The organism is Sphingomonas pituitosa NBRC 102491 (assembly GCF_001598435.1).
GTDB lineage: Bacteria > Pseudomonadota > Alphaproteobacteria > Sphingomonadales > Sphingomonadaceae > Sphingomonas > Sphingomonas pituitosa.
In genome coordinates, this window is sequence record NZ_BCYY01000003.1 from 39,332 (window position 1) to 54,806 (window position 15,475).

The window sequence follows — 15,475 nt, forward strand, 5'->3', positions numbered from 1 at the left end:
TTTCCTCCCTCGGAGCGCAGCTCCGGGGGAGGAGACGCTAATGATCACCCCACGAAGGCGCGCTCGATGACGAAGTCGCCGGGCGCGTTGTTCGAGCCTTCCTTGAAGCCCTTGCCTTCGAGCAGCGTGGCGAAATCGCGGATCATGTCCATCGACCCGCACAGCATCACGCGGTCGGTCTCCGGGTGCAGCACCGGATCGCCGGGCACGCCTTCGAACAGCTTGCCGTTCTCGATCAGCGTACCGATTCGGTCGCTGGTGTGGAACGGCTCGCGCGTCACCGTCGGCACATAGTGGAACTGCTGCGCGGCCTGCTCGCCGATCAACGGATCCTCGGCCAGCTTGGCGGACAGCTCCTCATGATAGGCAAGGTCGCTCACCCGGCGCACGCTGTGCACCGCGATCACCTGCTCGAACCGCTCGTAGATCTCGGGGTCGCGCGCCACGCTGAGGAACGGCGCCAGGCCGGTGCCGGTGGACAGCATGAACAGCCGGCGCCCCGGCAGCAGCGCGTCGGCGACCAGCGTCCCCGTCGACTTCTTGCCGAGATAGATGTCGTCGCCGGCCACGATCTTCTGCAGCTTCGAGGTCAGCGGACCGTCCTGCACCTTGATCGAGAGGAACTCGAGCTCTTCCGCCCAGGACGGGCTGGCGACCGAATAGGCCCGCATCAGCGGCTTGTCGCCTTCGCCCTGCAGGCCGATCATCACGAACTCGCCCGAGCGGAAGCGGAAGCTGGCCGGCCGCTCGATCGCGAAGCTGAACAGATGTTCGTTCCAGTGGCGGACCCACAGCACCTTGGCGGTGGCGAAGGCGGGATGTTCGGGAAGCAGCGCGGGCGCGCGCGTGTCGACGGTCATGAAAGCGGGTCCTCGTAACGCTCTTATCGCCCGGACGGCCGCAATGCGGGGCCGGGATGGGAAAACACGAAGGCGGCCCTGTGCCACCGGAAGCCGTCCACGTCCAGAAAGTAGCGCTTCAGGTCGCTAAACGCAGCGCCCCACCGGGGCACCGGTGGTCCAGTGCTGCAGCAGCGCCTGGGCGTCCTCGGCATCCAGCGTCCCGCCACCGGCCTCGATCCAGCAGTCGCTGCGCTGCATGGGCTCGACCGCGCACAAGCCGTGCACCATCAGCACCAGTGAACCTCGCGCGACGGTGACGACGCGCACGCCCGCCGGCGCCACCGTATCGGCGATCCGGCGTCGCAATTCGGCTGGCGCATGCATCGGCGGCAACCGCATCGGAAATCCCCTGCCGGGCGATGGGACCAAACCCCACCAAGCCCTTCAACGAGCATCGGCCGCAAATGTTCGAAGATCTGATACCATATGTCGTAAACCTGTCATCAAACACTAATCGCTCGTTTACCGCGCTGCCCTACCGGGGCGCCGATGCTCGACACACCAGCCCATCTCCGCTTCCTCTTCGAATGGCTCACCGCCGCCGAGCGTGCGCCGCCTTGGCTGACGCTGGAGACGCCGCTCGGCGAGGCCGTGCGCTGCTTTCAGGACGATCCGTCGCTGCGTCTGCTGCCGGTGCTCGATTCCGCTCGCCGGCCGCTGGGGGCGCTGTTCGAGAAGGATGTGCGGCGGCTGCTGCTAAACCCCTATGGCCATGCGCTGCTCCGCAACCCCGCCTATGGGCGCCGGCTGGAGTCGATGGTGCGCCCCTGCCCCACCGCCGATCATGCCCAGCCGCTGCGCGCGCTGGTCGATGCCTATGCCGCCGCCGAGGGGCAGGAAGGCATGATCCTGACGCGCGGCGGGCAGCTCTTCGCGGCGATCAGCAACCGCCGTATCATCCAGCTCGCCGCCGAGGACCGGGTTCGCGAGGCGGCTCTCCAGACCGAACGCGCGCGCCGCATCGAAGCCGCCGGGGCGCGGATAGAAGCGGAGGTCGGCGCGATGGCCGGCCAGCTGCGCGACCTTGCCAGCACGCTGCGATCGAGTGCCGGCGCCACCGCCGAGCGCGCCGCCGCCAACAGCGCCTCGGCAACCGCCCTCGCCGCGGCCGTCGCGCAGAGCCGCGACAATCTGGCCGCGATCGCACAGGAATCGGACGCGCTGGCGGCCACGCTGGAGGCGATCGGCCACGACACGGTGCTCGCCCGCGCGTCGGCGGCCGAAGCCGTGGCGCTGGTCGAGGACAGCCGCCTGGGCACTGCCGAGCTCGACGCCTTCGCCCGGACGGTGGGTGCGGTCACGTCGACGATCGGGGAGATCGCCGGGCAGGTGAACCTGCTTGCGCTCAACGCGTCGATCGAGGCCGCCCGCGCAGGCGAAGCCGGGCGCGGCTTCACCGTTGTGGCGAAGGAGATCAAGGCGCTGTCGGGCCAGGTCCGTCACGCCGCGCACAGCATCGGCACCAAGGTCGCCGGCGTCCGCGCGGTGGTGGACCGGGTCACGACCAACCACGGCCGGGTAGAGCAGGCGATCACCGGGATCGCCGGCCTCTCGGCCAGCATCGAACACGCCGTACACGCGCAGCACCACGCGACCCACAGCATCGCCCGCAACGTCAACGAAAGCGTCTGCGGGACGCGCGGCGTGCAGGACGATATCGAGCGCGTCCGTGCGTCCGCCCAGGCGGCGTCCGGCAATGCCCAGGCGATCGCCGAGCTCTCCACCGCCTTGCTTGGTGAGGCGGAGGCCCTGTCCGAAGGGGTCGATCGCTTCCTGAGCGAGGTCCGCGCCGCCTGAAATGCCGCGCGATTGGGCAGGTGCTGCCCGATAATCAGGCAGATTCCCGCGCCGAAATCCGTTCGGCGCGTGGCGGCACGCTGGCTATTCCCGTTCTGGCATGCAGGTTGCTAAACACTCGTGAATCATACCTGTCGCGGCCCGAAACCGCTGCCTGGGGGAAAACGTGAAAAAGATCGAAGCCATCATCAAGCCGTTCAAGCTGGATGAAGTGAAGGAGGCGCTGCACGAAGTGGGCGTCTCGGGGATCACCGTCACCGAGGCCAAGGGCTTCGGCCGCCAGAAGGGCCATACCGAGCTCTATCGCGGCGCCGAATATGTCGTGGACTTCCTGCCCAAGGTGAAGCTGGAAGTGGTGGTGGAGGATACGCTGGCCGAACGCGTGGTGGAGGCGATCGCCGCCGCCGCGCAGACCGGCCGGATCGGCGACGGCAAGATCTTCGTCATTCCGGTCGAGACCGCGCTGCGCATCCGCACCGGGGAGCGGAACGAAAACGCCGTTTGACGTAGCGGTAGGCGACAGCGATGAGGCCGCCGCACGAGAAATTTTATTGCCCGATTCGTCGGGTACACGAAAGAGAGCGAAAGGGCACCTACGATGGCGAATTCGGCCAGTGACATCCTGAAGATGGTGAAGGACCAGGAGATCGAATGGATCGACCTGCGTTTCACCGACCCCAAGGGCAAGTGGCAGCACCTGACCATGGTCGCCTCGATCCTCGGTGAGGACGAGCTGACCGACGGTCTGATGTTCGACGGCTCGTCGATCGAGGGCTGGAAGGCGATCAACGAGTCCGACATGATCCTGAAGCCGGATCTGGACGCGGTGTGGATCGATCCGTTCTCGGCCACCCCGATGCTGATCCTGGTGTGCGACATCGTCGAGCCGTCGACCGGCGAGCTCTATGCCCGCGATCCGCGCTCGACCGCGAAGCGCGCCGAGAGCTACCTGAAGACCACCGGCATCGGCGACACCATCTATGTCGGCCCGGAAGCCGAGTTCTTCATGTTCGACGACGTGCGGTTCGAGAACAGCTACTCGACCAGCTACTACAAGATCGACGACATCGAGCTGCCGGGCAACTCCGGCCGCGAATATGAGGCCGGCAACCTCGGCCACCGTCCGCGCGCCAAGGGCGGCTACTTCCCCGTCGCGCCGGTCGACAGCGCCGTCGACATCCGCGGCGAGATGGTTTCGACCATGCTCGAAATGGGCCTGCCGTGCGACAAGCACCACCACGAAGTGGCGGCCGCGCAGCACGAGCTGGGCCTGACCTTCGGCACGCTGGTGACCACCGCCGATCGCATGCAGATCTACAAGTATGTCGTGCACCAGGTCGCCCAGGCCTATGGCAAGACCGCGACCTTCATGCCGAAGCCGATCAAGGAAGATAACGGCTCGGGCATGCACACCCACATGTCGATCTGGGAAAAGGGCCAGCCCCTGTTCGCCGGCAACGGCTATGCGGGCCTCAGCGACACCTGCCTCTACTTCATCGGCGGCGTGATCAAGCACGCCAAGGCGCTCAACGCCTTCACCAACCCGTCGACCAACAGCTACAAGCGCCTGGTCCCGGGCTATGAGGCGCCGGTGCTGCTCGCCTATTCGAGCCGCAACCGCTCGGCCTCGTGCCGCATCCCGTACGGCACGGGCAGCAAGGCGAAGCGCGTCGAGTTCCGCTTCCCGGACGCGCTGGCCAACCCGTATCTCTGCTATTCGGCGCTGCTGATGGCCGGCCTGGACGGCATCCAGAACAAGATCCACCCGGGCGACCCGATGGACAAGAACCTGTACGACCTGCCCCCGGCCGAGCTGGCCGAAGTGCCGACCGTGTGCGGTTCGCTCCGCGAGGCGCTGGACAGCCTGGAAGCCGATTTCGACTTCCTGCTGAAGGGCGACGTGTTCTCGAAGGACCAGATCGAGGCCTATATCGAGATCAAGCGCGCCGACGTGGCCCGTTGGGAAATGACCCCGAGCCCGGTCGAGTACGACATGTACTATTCGAGCTGATCCTTCTCGGGATCGGTTTCAGGAAGGGGCGTCCGGAGCGATCCGGGCGCCCTTTTCCGTTTCGCCCAGCTTCGGGTATCCGCTTCGCACGTCGGAGCCGGTGGTGCGGGCTGCCGATACCGCCGAACTGGGGCTTTCCGGCCCTGCGGCACCAGGCCGGGCAACGCGTTTACGCCGCAAGTCACGTAACAATATCCGTACCGAAGCTATTCGCCGCCATCCAATACAGAACAGGTAGCATCCCCGCCCCAGCTCGAATATCCTCGTCCAGGGGGTACTCGTACATAATATATTAACCTGGAGAGACCTGATGGGGCACTGGAAACGCGCATGTATTGCGCCTGCGCTCGCGGTGGCATTTACACCTTGCGCAGCACTGGCAGACACCTGCACGGGTAATTGTGGCACCGCAACGGCTGCGGATGGCGTCGTCACGGCGCCACCGGGGGGTGCGGCAAGTTGGAACTGGGTTTCGACCTATTTGGGGCAGAGCGGCGCCGCCAAGATCACCGGTTATAGTAACGGCTCCACCAACGGATCGGAGCTGCGGTCATCGGCTTTTGCCGCGAGGGTTGGAGACAAGATATCCTTCTACTTCAATTATGTCACAACGGACGGGGCCGGATTCGCCGATTACGCCTTTGCGCAGCTGCTGTCCGCCGGCGCCGCCGATGACAGCCTGGCGATCAACCTGTTCACGGCGCGCACCAAGCCGAGCGGCACGATCGTTCCGGGCCAGAGCATGCCATCGGTGACTGCGGTACTGACCCCGTCGGTCGTGCCGATCATCAGCGGCGGCCCGATCTGGTCGCCGCTCGGCCCCGGCAGCGGCAGCTGCTATGATGTCGGCTGCGGCTATACCGGCTGGATCAAGTCCGAATACACCATCACGGCGGCGGGCAATTACCAGCTGCGGTTCGGTGCCGCGAACTGGTCGGACCAGGCGCTCGACACCGGCATGGCATTTACCGGCGTGTTCGTGAACGGCACCCAGACCGGCAGTACCCCGTTCAGCCCCTTCCAGCCGAGCGCGCCCCAGAACCCCGTGACGAAGGCGTTCACCTTCGATTTCGTCGCCACGCCGGCCACGCCGATCTATATCGATCCGGACTATGCGACCGGCTATATCTACGACGTGCTGTCGGGTCCGAACATCGCCAGCGCGATCTTCCCGACCATCGCCGGCGACGTGGATGGCTATGACGTCTACGGCCTGAACGACGTGCTGCTGGCGCACGGCGTCTACAGCTTCGATTTCACCACGCTGTTCGCGGGCGGCGTCACCGGGTTCAAGCTGAAGGACATCGACCTGACGGCGGCGCTCGACCCGACCGACAGCGGCGCCTTCGTGACCGGCCTCACCTTCGTTGCGGGCGGTGCCGTGACGATGACGCAGACGCCGATCATCACCACCACCACCGGCGTGCCCGAGCCCGCCACCTGGGCGACCATGGTGCTCGGCATGGGGCTGGCAGGCCACGGCCTGCGGCGGCGGCGCGCGCGGCCCCTCCACGCCTGAGCGATGCGAGCGACACCGGCAAGCGAGGCCGCCCGCGCGGCGCCGCTTGCCGGAGTCCGTCGGGCTGGAACGGGCACCGCACGAACGGGGGGGATTGCGCGCGCGAAGAATTGAGTCGCCGCCTCCACCGTGCTAGCGAGATATATCACTTCGAGGACCACCCGATCCATGCGTCTCCCGCGTCTCGCAGCGTTGCTGCTCGGCACTTCCCTGCTCGCCACTCCCGCCCTCGCCCAGACCGCATCCCAGGCCAAATATGGCAGCTGGGGCGTCGACCTTGCCACGATGGACCGCACCGTGAAGCCGGGCGACGATTTCTATGCGTTCGCGCTCGGCAGCTGGCTGCGCGACGCGCCGATCGCGCCGGACAAGGCCCGCATCGGCTATAACTACGACCTGCCCGACGAGACCGAGGTCGAGGTGCGCAAGCTGATCGAGGATGCCGGCACGTCGCCGAGCGACCCGGTGCTCCGCCAGGTCGCGACCTTCTACCATGCGTTCATGGACGAGGCCGGCATCGAGGCGCGCGGCACCGCCCCGCTCAAGCCCTATCTCGCCCGTATCGACGCGGTGCAGGATCGCCGCGGGCTCGAGCTGCTGATGGCCGATCATGGCTATGCCAGCCCGATCGGCATCGGCATCTCCGCCGACGAGAAGGACCCGACCCGCTACACGGTGATGGCCGGCCAGGCGGGGCTGGGCCTGCCGAGCCGCGATTATTATCTGCTCACCGGCGAGAAGTACGAGACGATCCGCAAGGCCTACCGCGCCTATATCGTGAAGATCCAGCAGCTGGCCGGAATCCCCGATGCCGAGGCCAAGGCGGACGCGATCCTGGCACTGGAGACCAGCCTCGCCAAGGACCAGTGGACGCCCGAGGCGCGCCGCGATCCGCAGAAGACCTACAACCCGATGACCCGCGCCCAGCTCGCCAAGCTGGCGCCGGAGTTCGACTGGAACGCGGTGCTCGCCCATCAGGGGCTGGGCAAGATGCCGACCGTCATCGTGCGCGAGACGACGGCGGTTACCGCCGCCGCCAAGCGGCTGGGCGACGTGCCGCTCGCCACCTGGAAGGACTGGCTGCGCTTCCGCTTCGTCAGCGATCATGCCGCCTATCTGCCCAAGGCGTTCGACGCCGCGCAGTTCGATTTCTACAGCCGCACGCTCCGCGACGTGCAGGCGCAGTCGGAGCGCTGGAAGCGCGGCGTTCGCCTGGTGAACGGCGCGCTGGGCGAGGCGATCGGCAAGATCTACGCCGAGCGCCATTGGGGCAAGGATGCCGAGGCGCTGTCCAAGGAACTGGTCGAGGATCTGCGGGCGGCATATGCCGACAAGATCAAGGCAGCCGCCTGGATGGACGCGCCCACCCGCAAGGAAGCGCTCGCCAAGCTCGCCGCGTTCGATCCGCGCATCGGCCATCCTGACAAATATGTCGATTATGCCGCGATGCAGGTCAGCGCTACCGATCCGCTGGCGAACGACCTCGCATCGGACGATTTCGAGTGGAAGCTGGAGCTGTCGCGGCTCGGCAAGCCGGTCGACCGCTCGCTATGGGCAATGACCCCGCAGACGGTGAACGCCTATTACGACCCGGTGATGAACCAGGTGACCTTCCCCGCCGCCCAGCTCCAGCCGCCCTTCTTCGATCCTGCCGCCGATCCGGCGGTGAATTATGGCGAGACGGGCGCCACGATCGGCCACGAGATGGGCCATGGCTTCGACGACGAAGGCCGCCAGTTCGATGCCAGCGGCAAGCTGCGCGACTGGTGGACGGCGCAATCGGCGGAACGCTACACCGCCCACGCCCAGGCGCTGGTCAAGCAGTTCGACGCCTATGAGCCGATCCCCGGCGTCCACATCAAGGGCCAGCTGACGCTGGGCGAGAATCTCGCCGATCTGGGCGGGCTCGAAGTCGCCTATGCCGCCTATCGCCGCTATGTCGCCCGCCACGGCGAGCCCAAGGTGCTGGACGGGCTGACCGGCGACCAGCGTTTCTTCCTCGCCTATGCCGCCAGCTGGCAGGGCAAGGCGCGCGAAGGCGCGGTGCGGGCGCAGCTGCTCTCCGATCCGCACAGCCCGGACAAGTATCGCGTCAACGGCATCGTCCGGAACATGGACGAATGGTATGCGGCCTTCGGGGTGAAGCCGGGCGACGCGCTGTACCTTGCGCCGGAGGCACGGGTACACGTCTGGTAAGCGAGCGCCGGGGGCTACCCGCCCCCGGCCTCACGCCGCGCGATAGGCGAACACGCCCGCGCGCCTTGCCGTACCGGCTTCGGCCACCTCATAGCTGGCGAGCAGCGTCAATCGCTCCAGGGGCAGCGGCGCGCGCCCGGGATCGCCCACCAGCACCTCCACGCCCGCCGCCACGCAGCGATCGAGAAAGTCGATCACCCGCGCCGCCACGTCGGGCGCGTAGAAGACGTCGCCCACCAGCAGCAGGTCGACATCGGGCACGGGGCCGGCGGTGCAGTCGCCCACGATGGCGGCGATCGCCACCTGGTTCAGCGCAGCATTCAGCCCGATCGCCGTCCGCGCATGGACGTCGATCTCGGACGCGGTGACGATCGCGGCCCCTGCCCGCGCGGCGGCGATCCCGACCAGCCCGGATCCGGCACCCAGATCGAACACGCGCCGCCCCGCCACCAGATGCGGATGGGCGAGCAGGTGCCGGGCCAGCGCCAGCCCGCCTGCCCACCAATAGGCCCAATAGGGCGCGGTATCGGCCAGGCGGCCGACCCCGCTCGCCGGGTCCGCCTTGTGCAGGCACAATTGGGGCAAGCCGGGCACGGGTGTGACGGGCAGGCGCGCCTGGATGAACGCTGCGACCGCCGCCGCGTCGTCCGTCACAGGACGCGCCCCAGCCACGCCACCCGTCCAAGCAGCTGGAAGCTGCCGGCGCGGGCGAAGCGCACCGGATGCGCGGAATTGTCGCTCACCAGCTCCACGCCGCCCACCGCCGCGCGCACCCGCTTCACGACCAGTTCGCCCTCCACCCGCAGCACGAAGATGCCGCGCGGATCGGCACGGCAGCGATCGCGATCGATCAGCACTTCGTCCCCATCGCGCAGCGTCGGCTCCATGGAATCCCCCGCGACGCATACCATCGACGCGGCTTCCGGCCGCACGCCCAGCTGCCGCAACAGCGCCGGGGGAAAGGCGAACGGCGCGCGCAGCGCCTCGTCCTCGGCCCATCCGCCGGGGCCTGCCGATGCCGCCAGGTCGATCCGCGGCACCACGACGAGCTCGGGCTGGCGCAGCCCGCCGAGCAGCGTCTCGTCCACGCCCAGATATTCCGCCAGCCGCGCGCGATCCCGCTCCGCCAGTTCGCGCGGCGAGCCCCGCATCAGATATTGCTGGAGATAGGCCGGATTGCGCCCGAGCACGCGCGAAAGCGTCGCCAGACGCAGTCCCCGCGCCGTGACCAGCTTCGCAAAATTTGCCCGTTGCACATCGGCTTCCATACCCTCTTTCCTACACTTAGGATTTTTCCTACGCAAGGCTTAGATGAGAACATATCGTGATCATCCGAGTCGAAGGAGGAGGACATGGATGTCCTTGCATGGGGAAATCGAAGCGTTCCTGGAACGGACGCGGATGCCGGCGACACGGTTCGGGCGACTGGCGGCCGGGGATCCGCGGCTGGTCGGCGATCTGCGGCTGGGCCGCGTGCCGGGGCCGGCACTGGCGGCGCGGCTGCGCGCGTTCCTCGCCGCCCCGCCGGCATGGCAGCCCGGGCGGCGCGGCGGCGCGATGTCGGGGCGCGGCTCGAACGGGCGTTGATCGCCTCGGCCGCGGCGCAGGGAGGCACGGTGTCGGTGACAGAAGCGAGCTGGATCCCCTGGGCCAGCGCGACCTTCACGGGGGCCCGGCACCGGCTGGCACTGGACCTCGCGCGGACGCCAGCGGCACAGGCGTGGCTTGACGCGCTTCCCGAACTGGATCTGCCGCTGCCCGGTCATCTTGTTGCCGACCTGCAGCTCGCGTCCCGGGAGACCCGCAACGGCCGGCTGCACGTCGTTCTGGAGGCGCTGACCGTCGAGGAATGCTGATCGACGCTCAGGCCTGGCGCGCGAGGCTCCGCAGCGCGGCGAGCGCATCGTCCAGGCCGCGATCGGGGCGTACCCGGCCGCGGGCCGGCACCACCTGGTTGCGCCGCACCACGCCCCGCTCCAGCCGCTCGAGCAGCGCATGGACGGTGGCGTCGGTTTCGGGGCGGACGAGGCGATCGGCGGGGTCGCGGCCGGCCGCGTTGCGCAACGCGGCGCTCGCCGCCCGCTCGCGGCGCGGCGGCACGGGGGGCGGCAGCGGTACCTGGGGGATCGCCAGCGGATCGAACGCCGCGAGCGGCTGGTCCAGATCCGCGGGAAGATCGCGCTCGGCGGCCGCAGAGGCCTCGGCGGCGGGCGCTGCCGGCGCGGCCCAGGCGGGGGCGTCGAGTTCGTGCGTCGCACGCAGCGGCGGCCGCGGGCGGGCGTCGGGATGGGAATCGGCGCGGCGGATGCGCGGCATCGGCAGCACGTCGAGGCTGGCCGTCGCCCCTGCGGGCTCGGCCCGGCGCAGCAGCCGGTGGGAGAGGAGCGCCCCCGCGCCCGCGCCGATGGCACCGGTAGCAATCGCCAACACGAGACGAGCGGTGCCTGCCACCGCGGGAGCGGCGTGCGTGCTCCAGCCCGCGCCGTCACTTGCCGATATCATGGCCTCCAGCGCCGTCGCCGGAAGGGCGAACGCTGTCAGCGCCGAGGCGCCGCCGAGGAATACGGCGGCCAGGGGTACGAGCGGCATCTTCATGCATTCACCCGGTACGTGTGCGACCACGTGGTTCTCATGCCATCTTTATGGCAAGGTTTTCATACAAACTGTCATAGACTGCAACATTTACAGACCAGTTACGCTCGGCCTCGATGTACGCACGCGCCCGCTTTTTGCGGTCATCCCATTGATTGCGCTTGGAAAAAATATTTTCAAGCACTTTCGCGAGCGCGAGCGGATCGTCAGCCGGAAACAAGCTGCCGGTGATGCCGTCGACAATCAGTTCGCGGTGGCCGCCCACATCCGATGCCGCGACCAGCCGCTGCTGCGCCATCGCCTCGAGCGGCTTGAGCGGCGTGACCAGATCCGTGAGCCGCATCTTCTTGCGCGGATAGACCAGCACGTCGATCAGGCTGTAGTAGCGTTCCACCATGTCGTGCGGCACGCGACCGAGGAAATGGATGCGGTCCGCGACGCCCGAAGCTGCTGCCTGCGCGCGCAGCGCCGGCTCGGCCGGGCCGCCGCCGACGAGCAGCAACTGCATCGCCGGCCGCGCCGCAACCAGCGCCGGCATCGCCGCGATCAGCACGTCCAGCCCTTCATAGTCGTAGAAGCTGCCGATGAAGCCGATCGTCTCGGCCCGCTCCAGGCCCAGTTGCGCGGCCAGCGCGGCGTCGTGCGGCAAGGGTTCGCCGAACAGCCCCATGTCGACGCCGTTGGGGGAGACGGCGATCTTCACCGGATCGATGCCGCGCGCGACCAGATCGCCGCGCAGCCCCTCGCAGATCACCGCCACCGCATCGGCCTGGCGCACGGCGTGGGTCTCCAGCGCCTTGGTGATGCGATAGCGGAGGCTGCCCTCGCGGCCCGTGCCGTTGCCGACGGCGGCATCCTCCCAGAAGGCGCGGATCTCGTAGAGCAACGGCACGCCGCTCCAGCGCCGCACCCGCAGGCCGGCCAGCGCGCAGAGCACCGGCGAATGGGCGTGCAGCACATCCGGCCGGAAGCTTTGCACCACCTGGCGGATGCGCCGGGCGAAGGCATCGATCTCGCGCCACTCGCCGAGCCCCGGCAGCCGCGACGCCACGGGAGGCGTGCGGAAGAAGCGCAGGCCGTCGACCACCTCTTCGCTCGCAGGGGCCGGTCCGTGGCGCGGACCGGTGACCGCCGCGACCTCCCAGCCCCGCGCCAGCTCCGCCTTCAGGATCGCGCGGGTGCGGAACGCATAGCCGCTGTGGAGCGGCAGGCCATGGTCCAGAAGGTGCAGAACTCGCATGCCGGCCTGCATGCCACGCCGCGCTTAACGGCACGTCAACTGCACCTGCGGTAGAGCGGGCGCGGAAGGAACGGCACGCCCGATGATCGACAATCTCTCGCTCGCGCTCACCCATGGGCTGATGCTGCTGGCGGCCTTCCTGCTGCTCCGCCGCCCCGATCTCGACAAGGAGGATGCTGCCACCGTGGAGAAGCAGCCGCGCAAGCGCTGGGGCAAGCGCGGTGCGTGACTGGGTCTTCGTGCTGTTCCTGGCGGCGTTCTTCGGCAGCGGCTTCCGCAAGCCGTTCCTGTTCGTGCTGGTCTATGCCTATATCGACATCGTCGCGCCGCAACGGCTGACCTATCTGCTGCTCAATTCCCTCCCCATTTCGGCGATGGCGGCGGCGCTGGCGCTGGGCGGGTTCCTGCTGTTCGACGACAAGCGCGACGTGCGCGTGGCGCCGCGCCAGCTGCTGATCGTCGCGCTGATCGGCTATTGCTGGTTCACCACGCTCCACGCCGACTTCCCGGTCGAGGCCCGCGACAAATGGGACTGGGTGTGGAAGGCGCTGGCCTTCGCCGCCTTCCTGCCGCTCACGCTGCGCACGCGGCTGCGGATCGAGGCGCTGCTGCTGTTCATGGTGCTTTCCGCCAGCTCGATCATCATCGTCGGCGCGATCAAGACGATCTTGTCCGGCGGCGGCTATGGCGAGCTGAACCTGATGGTCGCGAACAATTCGGGGCTGTACGAGGGCAGCACCATCTCCACCGTCGCGATCGCGATCCTGCCGCTGATCCTGTGGTTTACCCGGCACGGCACGCTCTTCGCGCCCGACTGGCGGGTGAAGGCCTTTGCGTACGCGCTGTGCTTCGCCTGCCTGCTGATCCCGATCGGTACCGCGACGCGCACCGGGCTGCTGTGCATCGGGCTGGTCGCGCTGCTGATGCTGCGCGATTCGCAGAAGAAGCTGCGCTATCTCGGCGGGGTGGCGGCGCTGGCGCTGATCGCCCTGCCCTTCCTGCCCTCTGCGTTCACCGAGCGGATGGGGACGATCAAGACCTATCAGGGCGACGCCTCCGCCTCGACGCGCCTCGCGGTGTGGCAATGGACCATGGACTATGCCCGCGCGCACCCGCTGGGCGGCGGGTTCGAGGCCTATCGCCAGAACCAGATCCGCTACGAGAAGGTCGCGGTGGCGGACGAGGGCGGCGTCGCGGTGGTCGATCGCTCGCTCGAGGTCGACAAGGCGCGCGCCTATCACAGCGCCTATTTCGAGATGCTGGGCGAGCAGGGCTATCCCGGCCTCGCGCTGTGGCTGCTCATCAACCTGTCCGGCCTGTTCCGCATGGAGGTGCTGCGCCGCCGCTACGCCCGTGCCGAAGGCGACGCGGCGTGGATCGCCCCGCTCGCCGCCGCGCTGCAGAACGGGCATCTCGTCTACCTGCTCGGCGCCGCGTTCGTGGCGATCGCCTTCCAGCCCTTCATCTACATGCTGATCGGCGCGCAGATCGGGCTCGACACCTATTGCGCCCGCAAGCGCGCCGCCGCGGACTGGCGGCCGCTGCGCAAGGCCCGCGCCGCGACGGAATGAACGCGCGGACCGAACTGCGCGCGTTCACCTCGGCGCGGGGCATCGCGGCGTGGTGGGTGGTGCTCTACCATCTGCGCGGATCGCTTTCCGACCTGCCGAGCGCGGCGGAGGCCGTGTTTGCCAAAGGCTACCTCGCGGTCGATTTCTTCTTCCTGCTTTCCGGCTTCGTGCTCGCGCTCAGCCATGGCGAGCGGCTGCGCGCCGGAGGGCTGGCGGCGATGCCCGGCTTCCTCCGCCGTCGCATCGCGCGGATCTGGCCGCTGCACGCGGTGATGCTGGGCTTCGCGCTGCTGCTGATGCTGGTCCTCCGCGCCAGCGGGCGCGCCGTGGCGGAGTTTCCGTTGCGCGACCTGCCGGCGCATCTCTTGCTCGTCCAGTCCTGGGGGGTCGCCGATCCGCTGCGCTGGAACGATCCTGCCTGGTCGATCTCGTGCGAACTGGCCGCCTATCTGCTGTTCCCGCTCTGGGTGATGGCCATCGACTGGCGCCGCCGCACCACGCCCGCGCTGCTGGGTGCGATCACGTTCCTGCTGTTGTCCCTATGGGCAGCGTTCGCACTGCGCGGCGCCGACCTGCTCGGGCGGGACATCGCCCTTCTCGGACTCGTACGCTGCCTGCTGGAGTTCGCCACGGGCACCGTGCTGCATGCCCTGTGGCGGCGGTGGCAGGGCCGCCGCGCGGCGACTGGAAGCTTCGGCATCGCGACGCTGTTCGGTGCCGCCTGGTGGATGGGGGTCCCGGAAACGCTGGCGGTCCCCGCCGGGCTCGCCGCCCTGTTGCTGGGGCTGGCGTTCACCGCCGGCCGCGCGGGCAATCCGCTGGAGAACGCCCTGCTCCACCGGCTCGGCGAGATCAGCTACGCCACCTATCTCAGCCACTTCCTGCTGTGGTTCGCCTTCAAGCTGGCACTCGTCCACACCGGGACGATCGGCTGGCCGCGCGCCACGCTCTACCTGCTGCTGGTCCTTGCCGCGTCGGTGGCGCTCCACCGCTGGGTGGAGCGCCCCGCACAGCGCTGGATCAACCGCCTCGGGTTCAGGCCGGGGCGGTCACGTCTTCCAGCGCGGCGATCACCGCGCGGTTGAACGCGGGGATATCGTCCGGCTTGCGGCTGGTGATCAAATTGCCGTCGCTCACCACTTCGGCGTCGACCACATCGGCGCCGGCATTGGCGAGATCGGTGCGGATCGACGGCCAGCTGGTCAGCCGGCGCCCGGCGACGACGTCGGCCTCGGCCAGCAGCCACGGCGCGTGGCAGATCGCCGCGACCAGCCGGTTCGAATCCATGAAGCTGCGGACGATCTCCACCGCCGTCGTATTCATCCGCAGCTTGTCCGGGTTGCCGACGCCGCCCGGCAGCACCAGCGCGTCGAACTGATCGAGCTCCACCTGATCCAGCGTCGCATCCGGCGTGATGCTCTTGCCCTTCTCGCCGCCGCTTTCGCCGGTGATCGGATCGGTCTTGATCGAGGCGAGCGTCACCTGCGCGCCGGCATCGAGCAGCGCCTGGCGCGGTTCGAACAGCTCCGATTCCTCGAAGCCGTCGGTCGCGAGCATCAGCACGCGCGCATTCTGCAAATTGGCCATGGGGCATCCTTTCCCGTGTTCGAGATATGCCGGGCCAACCCGAAGGCCCCTCACCTTGTT

The 15,475-nt window shown here is 68.2% G+C and carries 17 protein-coding genes; 10 read left to right on the plus strand and 7 right to left on the minus strand.

Going from position 1 to position 15,475, the window contains the following annotated elements:
* Positions 1-44: 44 nt before the first annotated feature.
* Both SPI01S_RS05000 and SPI01S_RS05005 read right to left on the minus strand, forming a co-directional pair.
* Entirely contained in the window at positions 45-860 is an 816-nt protein-coding gene (locus SPI01S_RS05000) for a ferredoxin--NADP reductase (RefSeq protein WP_066719104.1), read from the minus strand.
* Positions 861-986: 126 nt separating this feature from the next.
* Positions 987-1,241 carry an SDR family oxidoreductase gene (locus SPI01S_RS05005; protein ID WP_066719106.1) on the minus strand — a complete coding sequence of 85 codons (255 nt, stop codon included), beginning with the start codon at positions 1,239-1,241 and terminating at the stop codon, positions 987-989.
* Between the two features lie 150 nt (positions 1,242-1,391).
* Between SPI01S_RS05005 and SPI01S_RS05010 the strand changes: the two genes are divergently transcribed.
* The 5 genes from SPI01S_RS05010 (at position 1,392) to SPI01S_RS05030 (ending at position 8,425) form a co-directional block, all read left to right on the plus strand.
* Positions 1,392-2,699 (plus strand): methyl-accepting chemotaxis protein, encoded by a 1,308-nt coding sequence (locus SPI01S_RS05010; RefSeq protein WP_066719110.1) that lies wholly within the window; start codon positions 1,392-1,394, stop codon positions 2,697-2,699.
* Between the two features lie 166 nt (positions 2,700-2,865).
* On the plus strand, positions 2,866-3,204 hold the full coding sequence (locus tag SPI01S_RS05015) for a P-II family nitrogen regulator (RefSeq protein ID WP_010544265.1): 339 nt from the start codon (positions 2,866-2,868) through the stop codon (positions 3,202-3,204).
* Positions 3,205-3,297: 93 nt separating this feature from the next.
* A complete protein-coding gene (gene glnA / locus SPI01S_RS05020; protein WP_066719114.1) occupies positions 3,298-4,710 on the plus strand; it encodes a type I glutamate--ammonia ligase in 1,413 nt (470 codons plus the stop codon).
* Between the two features lie 310 nt (positions 4,711-5,020).
* Positions 5,021-6,229, plus strand: a complete 1,209-nt coding sequence (locus SPI01S_RS22600; RefSeq protein WP_245653483.1) for an NF038132 family protein — start codon at positions 5,021-5,023, stop codon at positions 6,227-6,229.
* Between the two features lie 168 nt (positions 6,230-6,397).
* Complete coding sequence (locus tag SPI01S_RS05030) at positions 6,398-8,425, plus strand: M13 family metallopeptidase (protein ID WP_066719124.1); 2,028 nt, start codon at positions 6,398-6,400, stop codon at positions 8,423-8,425.
* A 30-nt stretch (positions 8,426-8,455) separates the two neighbouring features.
* Here SPI01S_RS05030 and SPI01S_RS05035 read toward each other — a convergent pair whose 3' ends face one another.
* The gene (locus SPI01S_RS05035; protein WP_066719127.1) at positions 8,456-9,079 is read right to left on the minus strand and encodes a class I SAM-dependent methyltransferase; all 624 of its coding nucleotides are present in this window, start codon (positions 9,077-9,079) and stop codon (positions 8,456-8,458) included.
* Positions 9,076-9,681 carry a S24 family peptidase gene (locus SPI01S_RS05040; RefSeq protein ID WP_306305017.1) on the minus strand — a complete coding sequence of 202 codons (606 nt, stop codon included), beginning with the start codon at positions 9,679-9,681 and terminating at the stop codon, positions 9,076-9,078. Before SPI01S_RS05040 ends, SPI01S_RS05035 begins: the two co-directional genes overlap by 4 nt.
* A 100-nt stretch (positions 9,682-9,781) precedes the next feature.
* Here SPI01S_RS05040 and SPI01S_RS05045 point away from each other — a divergent pair, with 100 nt between their 5' ends.
* Both SPI01S_RS05045 and SPI01S_RS05050 read left to right on the plus strand, forming a co-directional pair.
* The gene (locus SPI01S_RS05045) at positions 9,782-10,012 is read left to right on the plus strand and encodes a hypothetical protein (RefSeq protein ID WP_066719133.1); all 231 of its coding nucleotides are present in this window, start codon (positions 9,782-9,784) and stop codon (positions 10,010-10,012) included.
* Between the two features lie 29 nt (positions 10,013-10,041).
* On the plus strand, positions 10,042-10,281 hold the full coding sequence (locus SPI01S_RS05050; RefSeq protein ID WP_157084568.1) for a hypothetical protein: 240 nt from the start codon (positions 10,042-10,044) through the stop codon (positions 10,279-10,281).
* 7 nt (positions 10,282-10,288) lie between these two features.
* Here SPI01S_RS05050 and SPI01S_RS05055 read toward each other — a convergent pair whose 3' ends face one another.
* The gene (locus SPI01S_RS05055) at positions 10,289-11,014 is read right to left on the minus strand and encodes a hypothetical protein (protein WP_157084569.1); all 726 of its coding nucleotides are present in this window, start codon (positions 11,012-11,014) and stop codon (positions 10,289-10,291) included.
* A 40-nt stretch (positions 11,015-11,054) separates the two neighbouring features.
* On the minus strand, positions 11,055-12,257 hold the full coding sequence (locus SPI01S_RS05060; RefSeq protein WP_066719330.1) for a TIGR04063 family PEP-CTERM/XrtA system glycosyltransferase: 1,203 nt from the start codon (positions 12,255-12,257) through the stop codon (positions 11,055-11,057).
* Between the two features lie 82 nt (positions 12,258-12,339).
* Between SPI01S_RS05060 and SPI01S_RS22605 the strand changes: the two genes are divergently transcribed.
* Genes SPI01S_RS22605 through SPI01S_RS05070 form a run of 3 tightly spaced genes read left to right on the plus strand, consistent with a single transcriptional unit; the run spans position 12,340 to position 14,913 of the window.
* Complete coding sequence (locus tag SPI01S_RS22605; protein ID WP_169804464.1) at positions 12,340-12,486, plus strand: hypothetical protein; 147 nt, start codon at positions 12,340-12,342, stop codon at positions 12,484-12,486.
* Complete coding sequence (locus tag SPI01S_RS05065) at positions 12,479-13,828, plus strand: putative O-glycosylation ligase, exosortase A system-associated (RefSeq protein WP_066719141.1); 1,350 nt, start codon at positions 12,479-12,481, stop codon at positions 13,826-13,828. The genes SPI01S_RS22605 and SPI01S_RS05065 overlap by 8 nt, the downstream gene beginning before the upstream one ends.
* On the plus strand, positions 13,825-14,913 hold the full coding sequence (locus SPI01S_RS05070) for an acyltransferase family protein (RefSeq protein WP_066719332.1): 1,089 nt from the start codon (positions 13,825-13,827) through the stop codon (positions 14,911-14,913). The genes SPI01S_RS05065 and SPI01S_RS05070 overlap by 4 nt, the downstream gene beginning before the upstream one ends.
* Here the strand turns inward: SPI01S_RS05070 and SPI01S_RS05075 are convergent.
* Positions 14,864-15,415: a type 1 glutamine amidotransferase domain-containing protein gene (locus tag SPI01S_RS05075; protein ID WP_066719144.1), complete on the minus strand. Its 552-nt coding sequence runs from the start codon at positions 15,413-15,415 to the stop codon at positions 14,864-14,866. The two genes, SPI01S_RS05070 and SPI01S_RS05075, sit on opposite strands and share 50 nt — an antisense overlap.
* Positions 15,416-15,475: the final 60 nt, after the last annotated feature.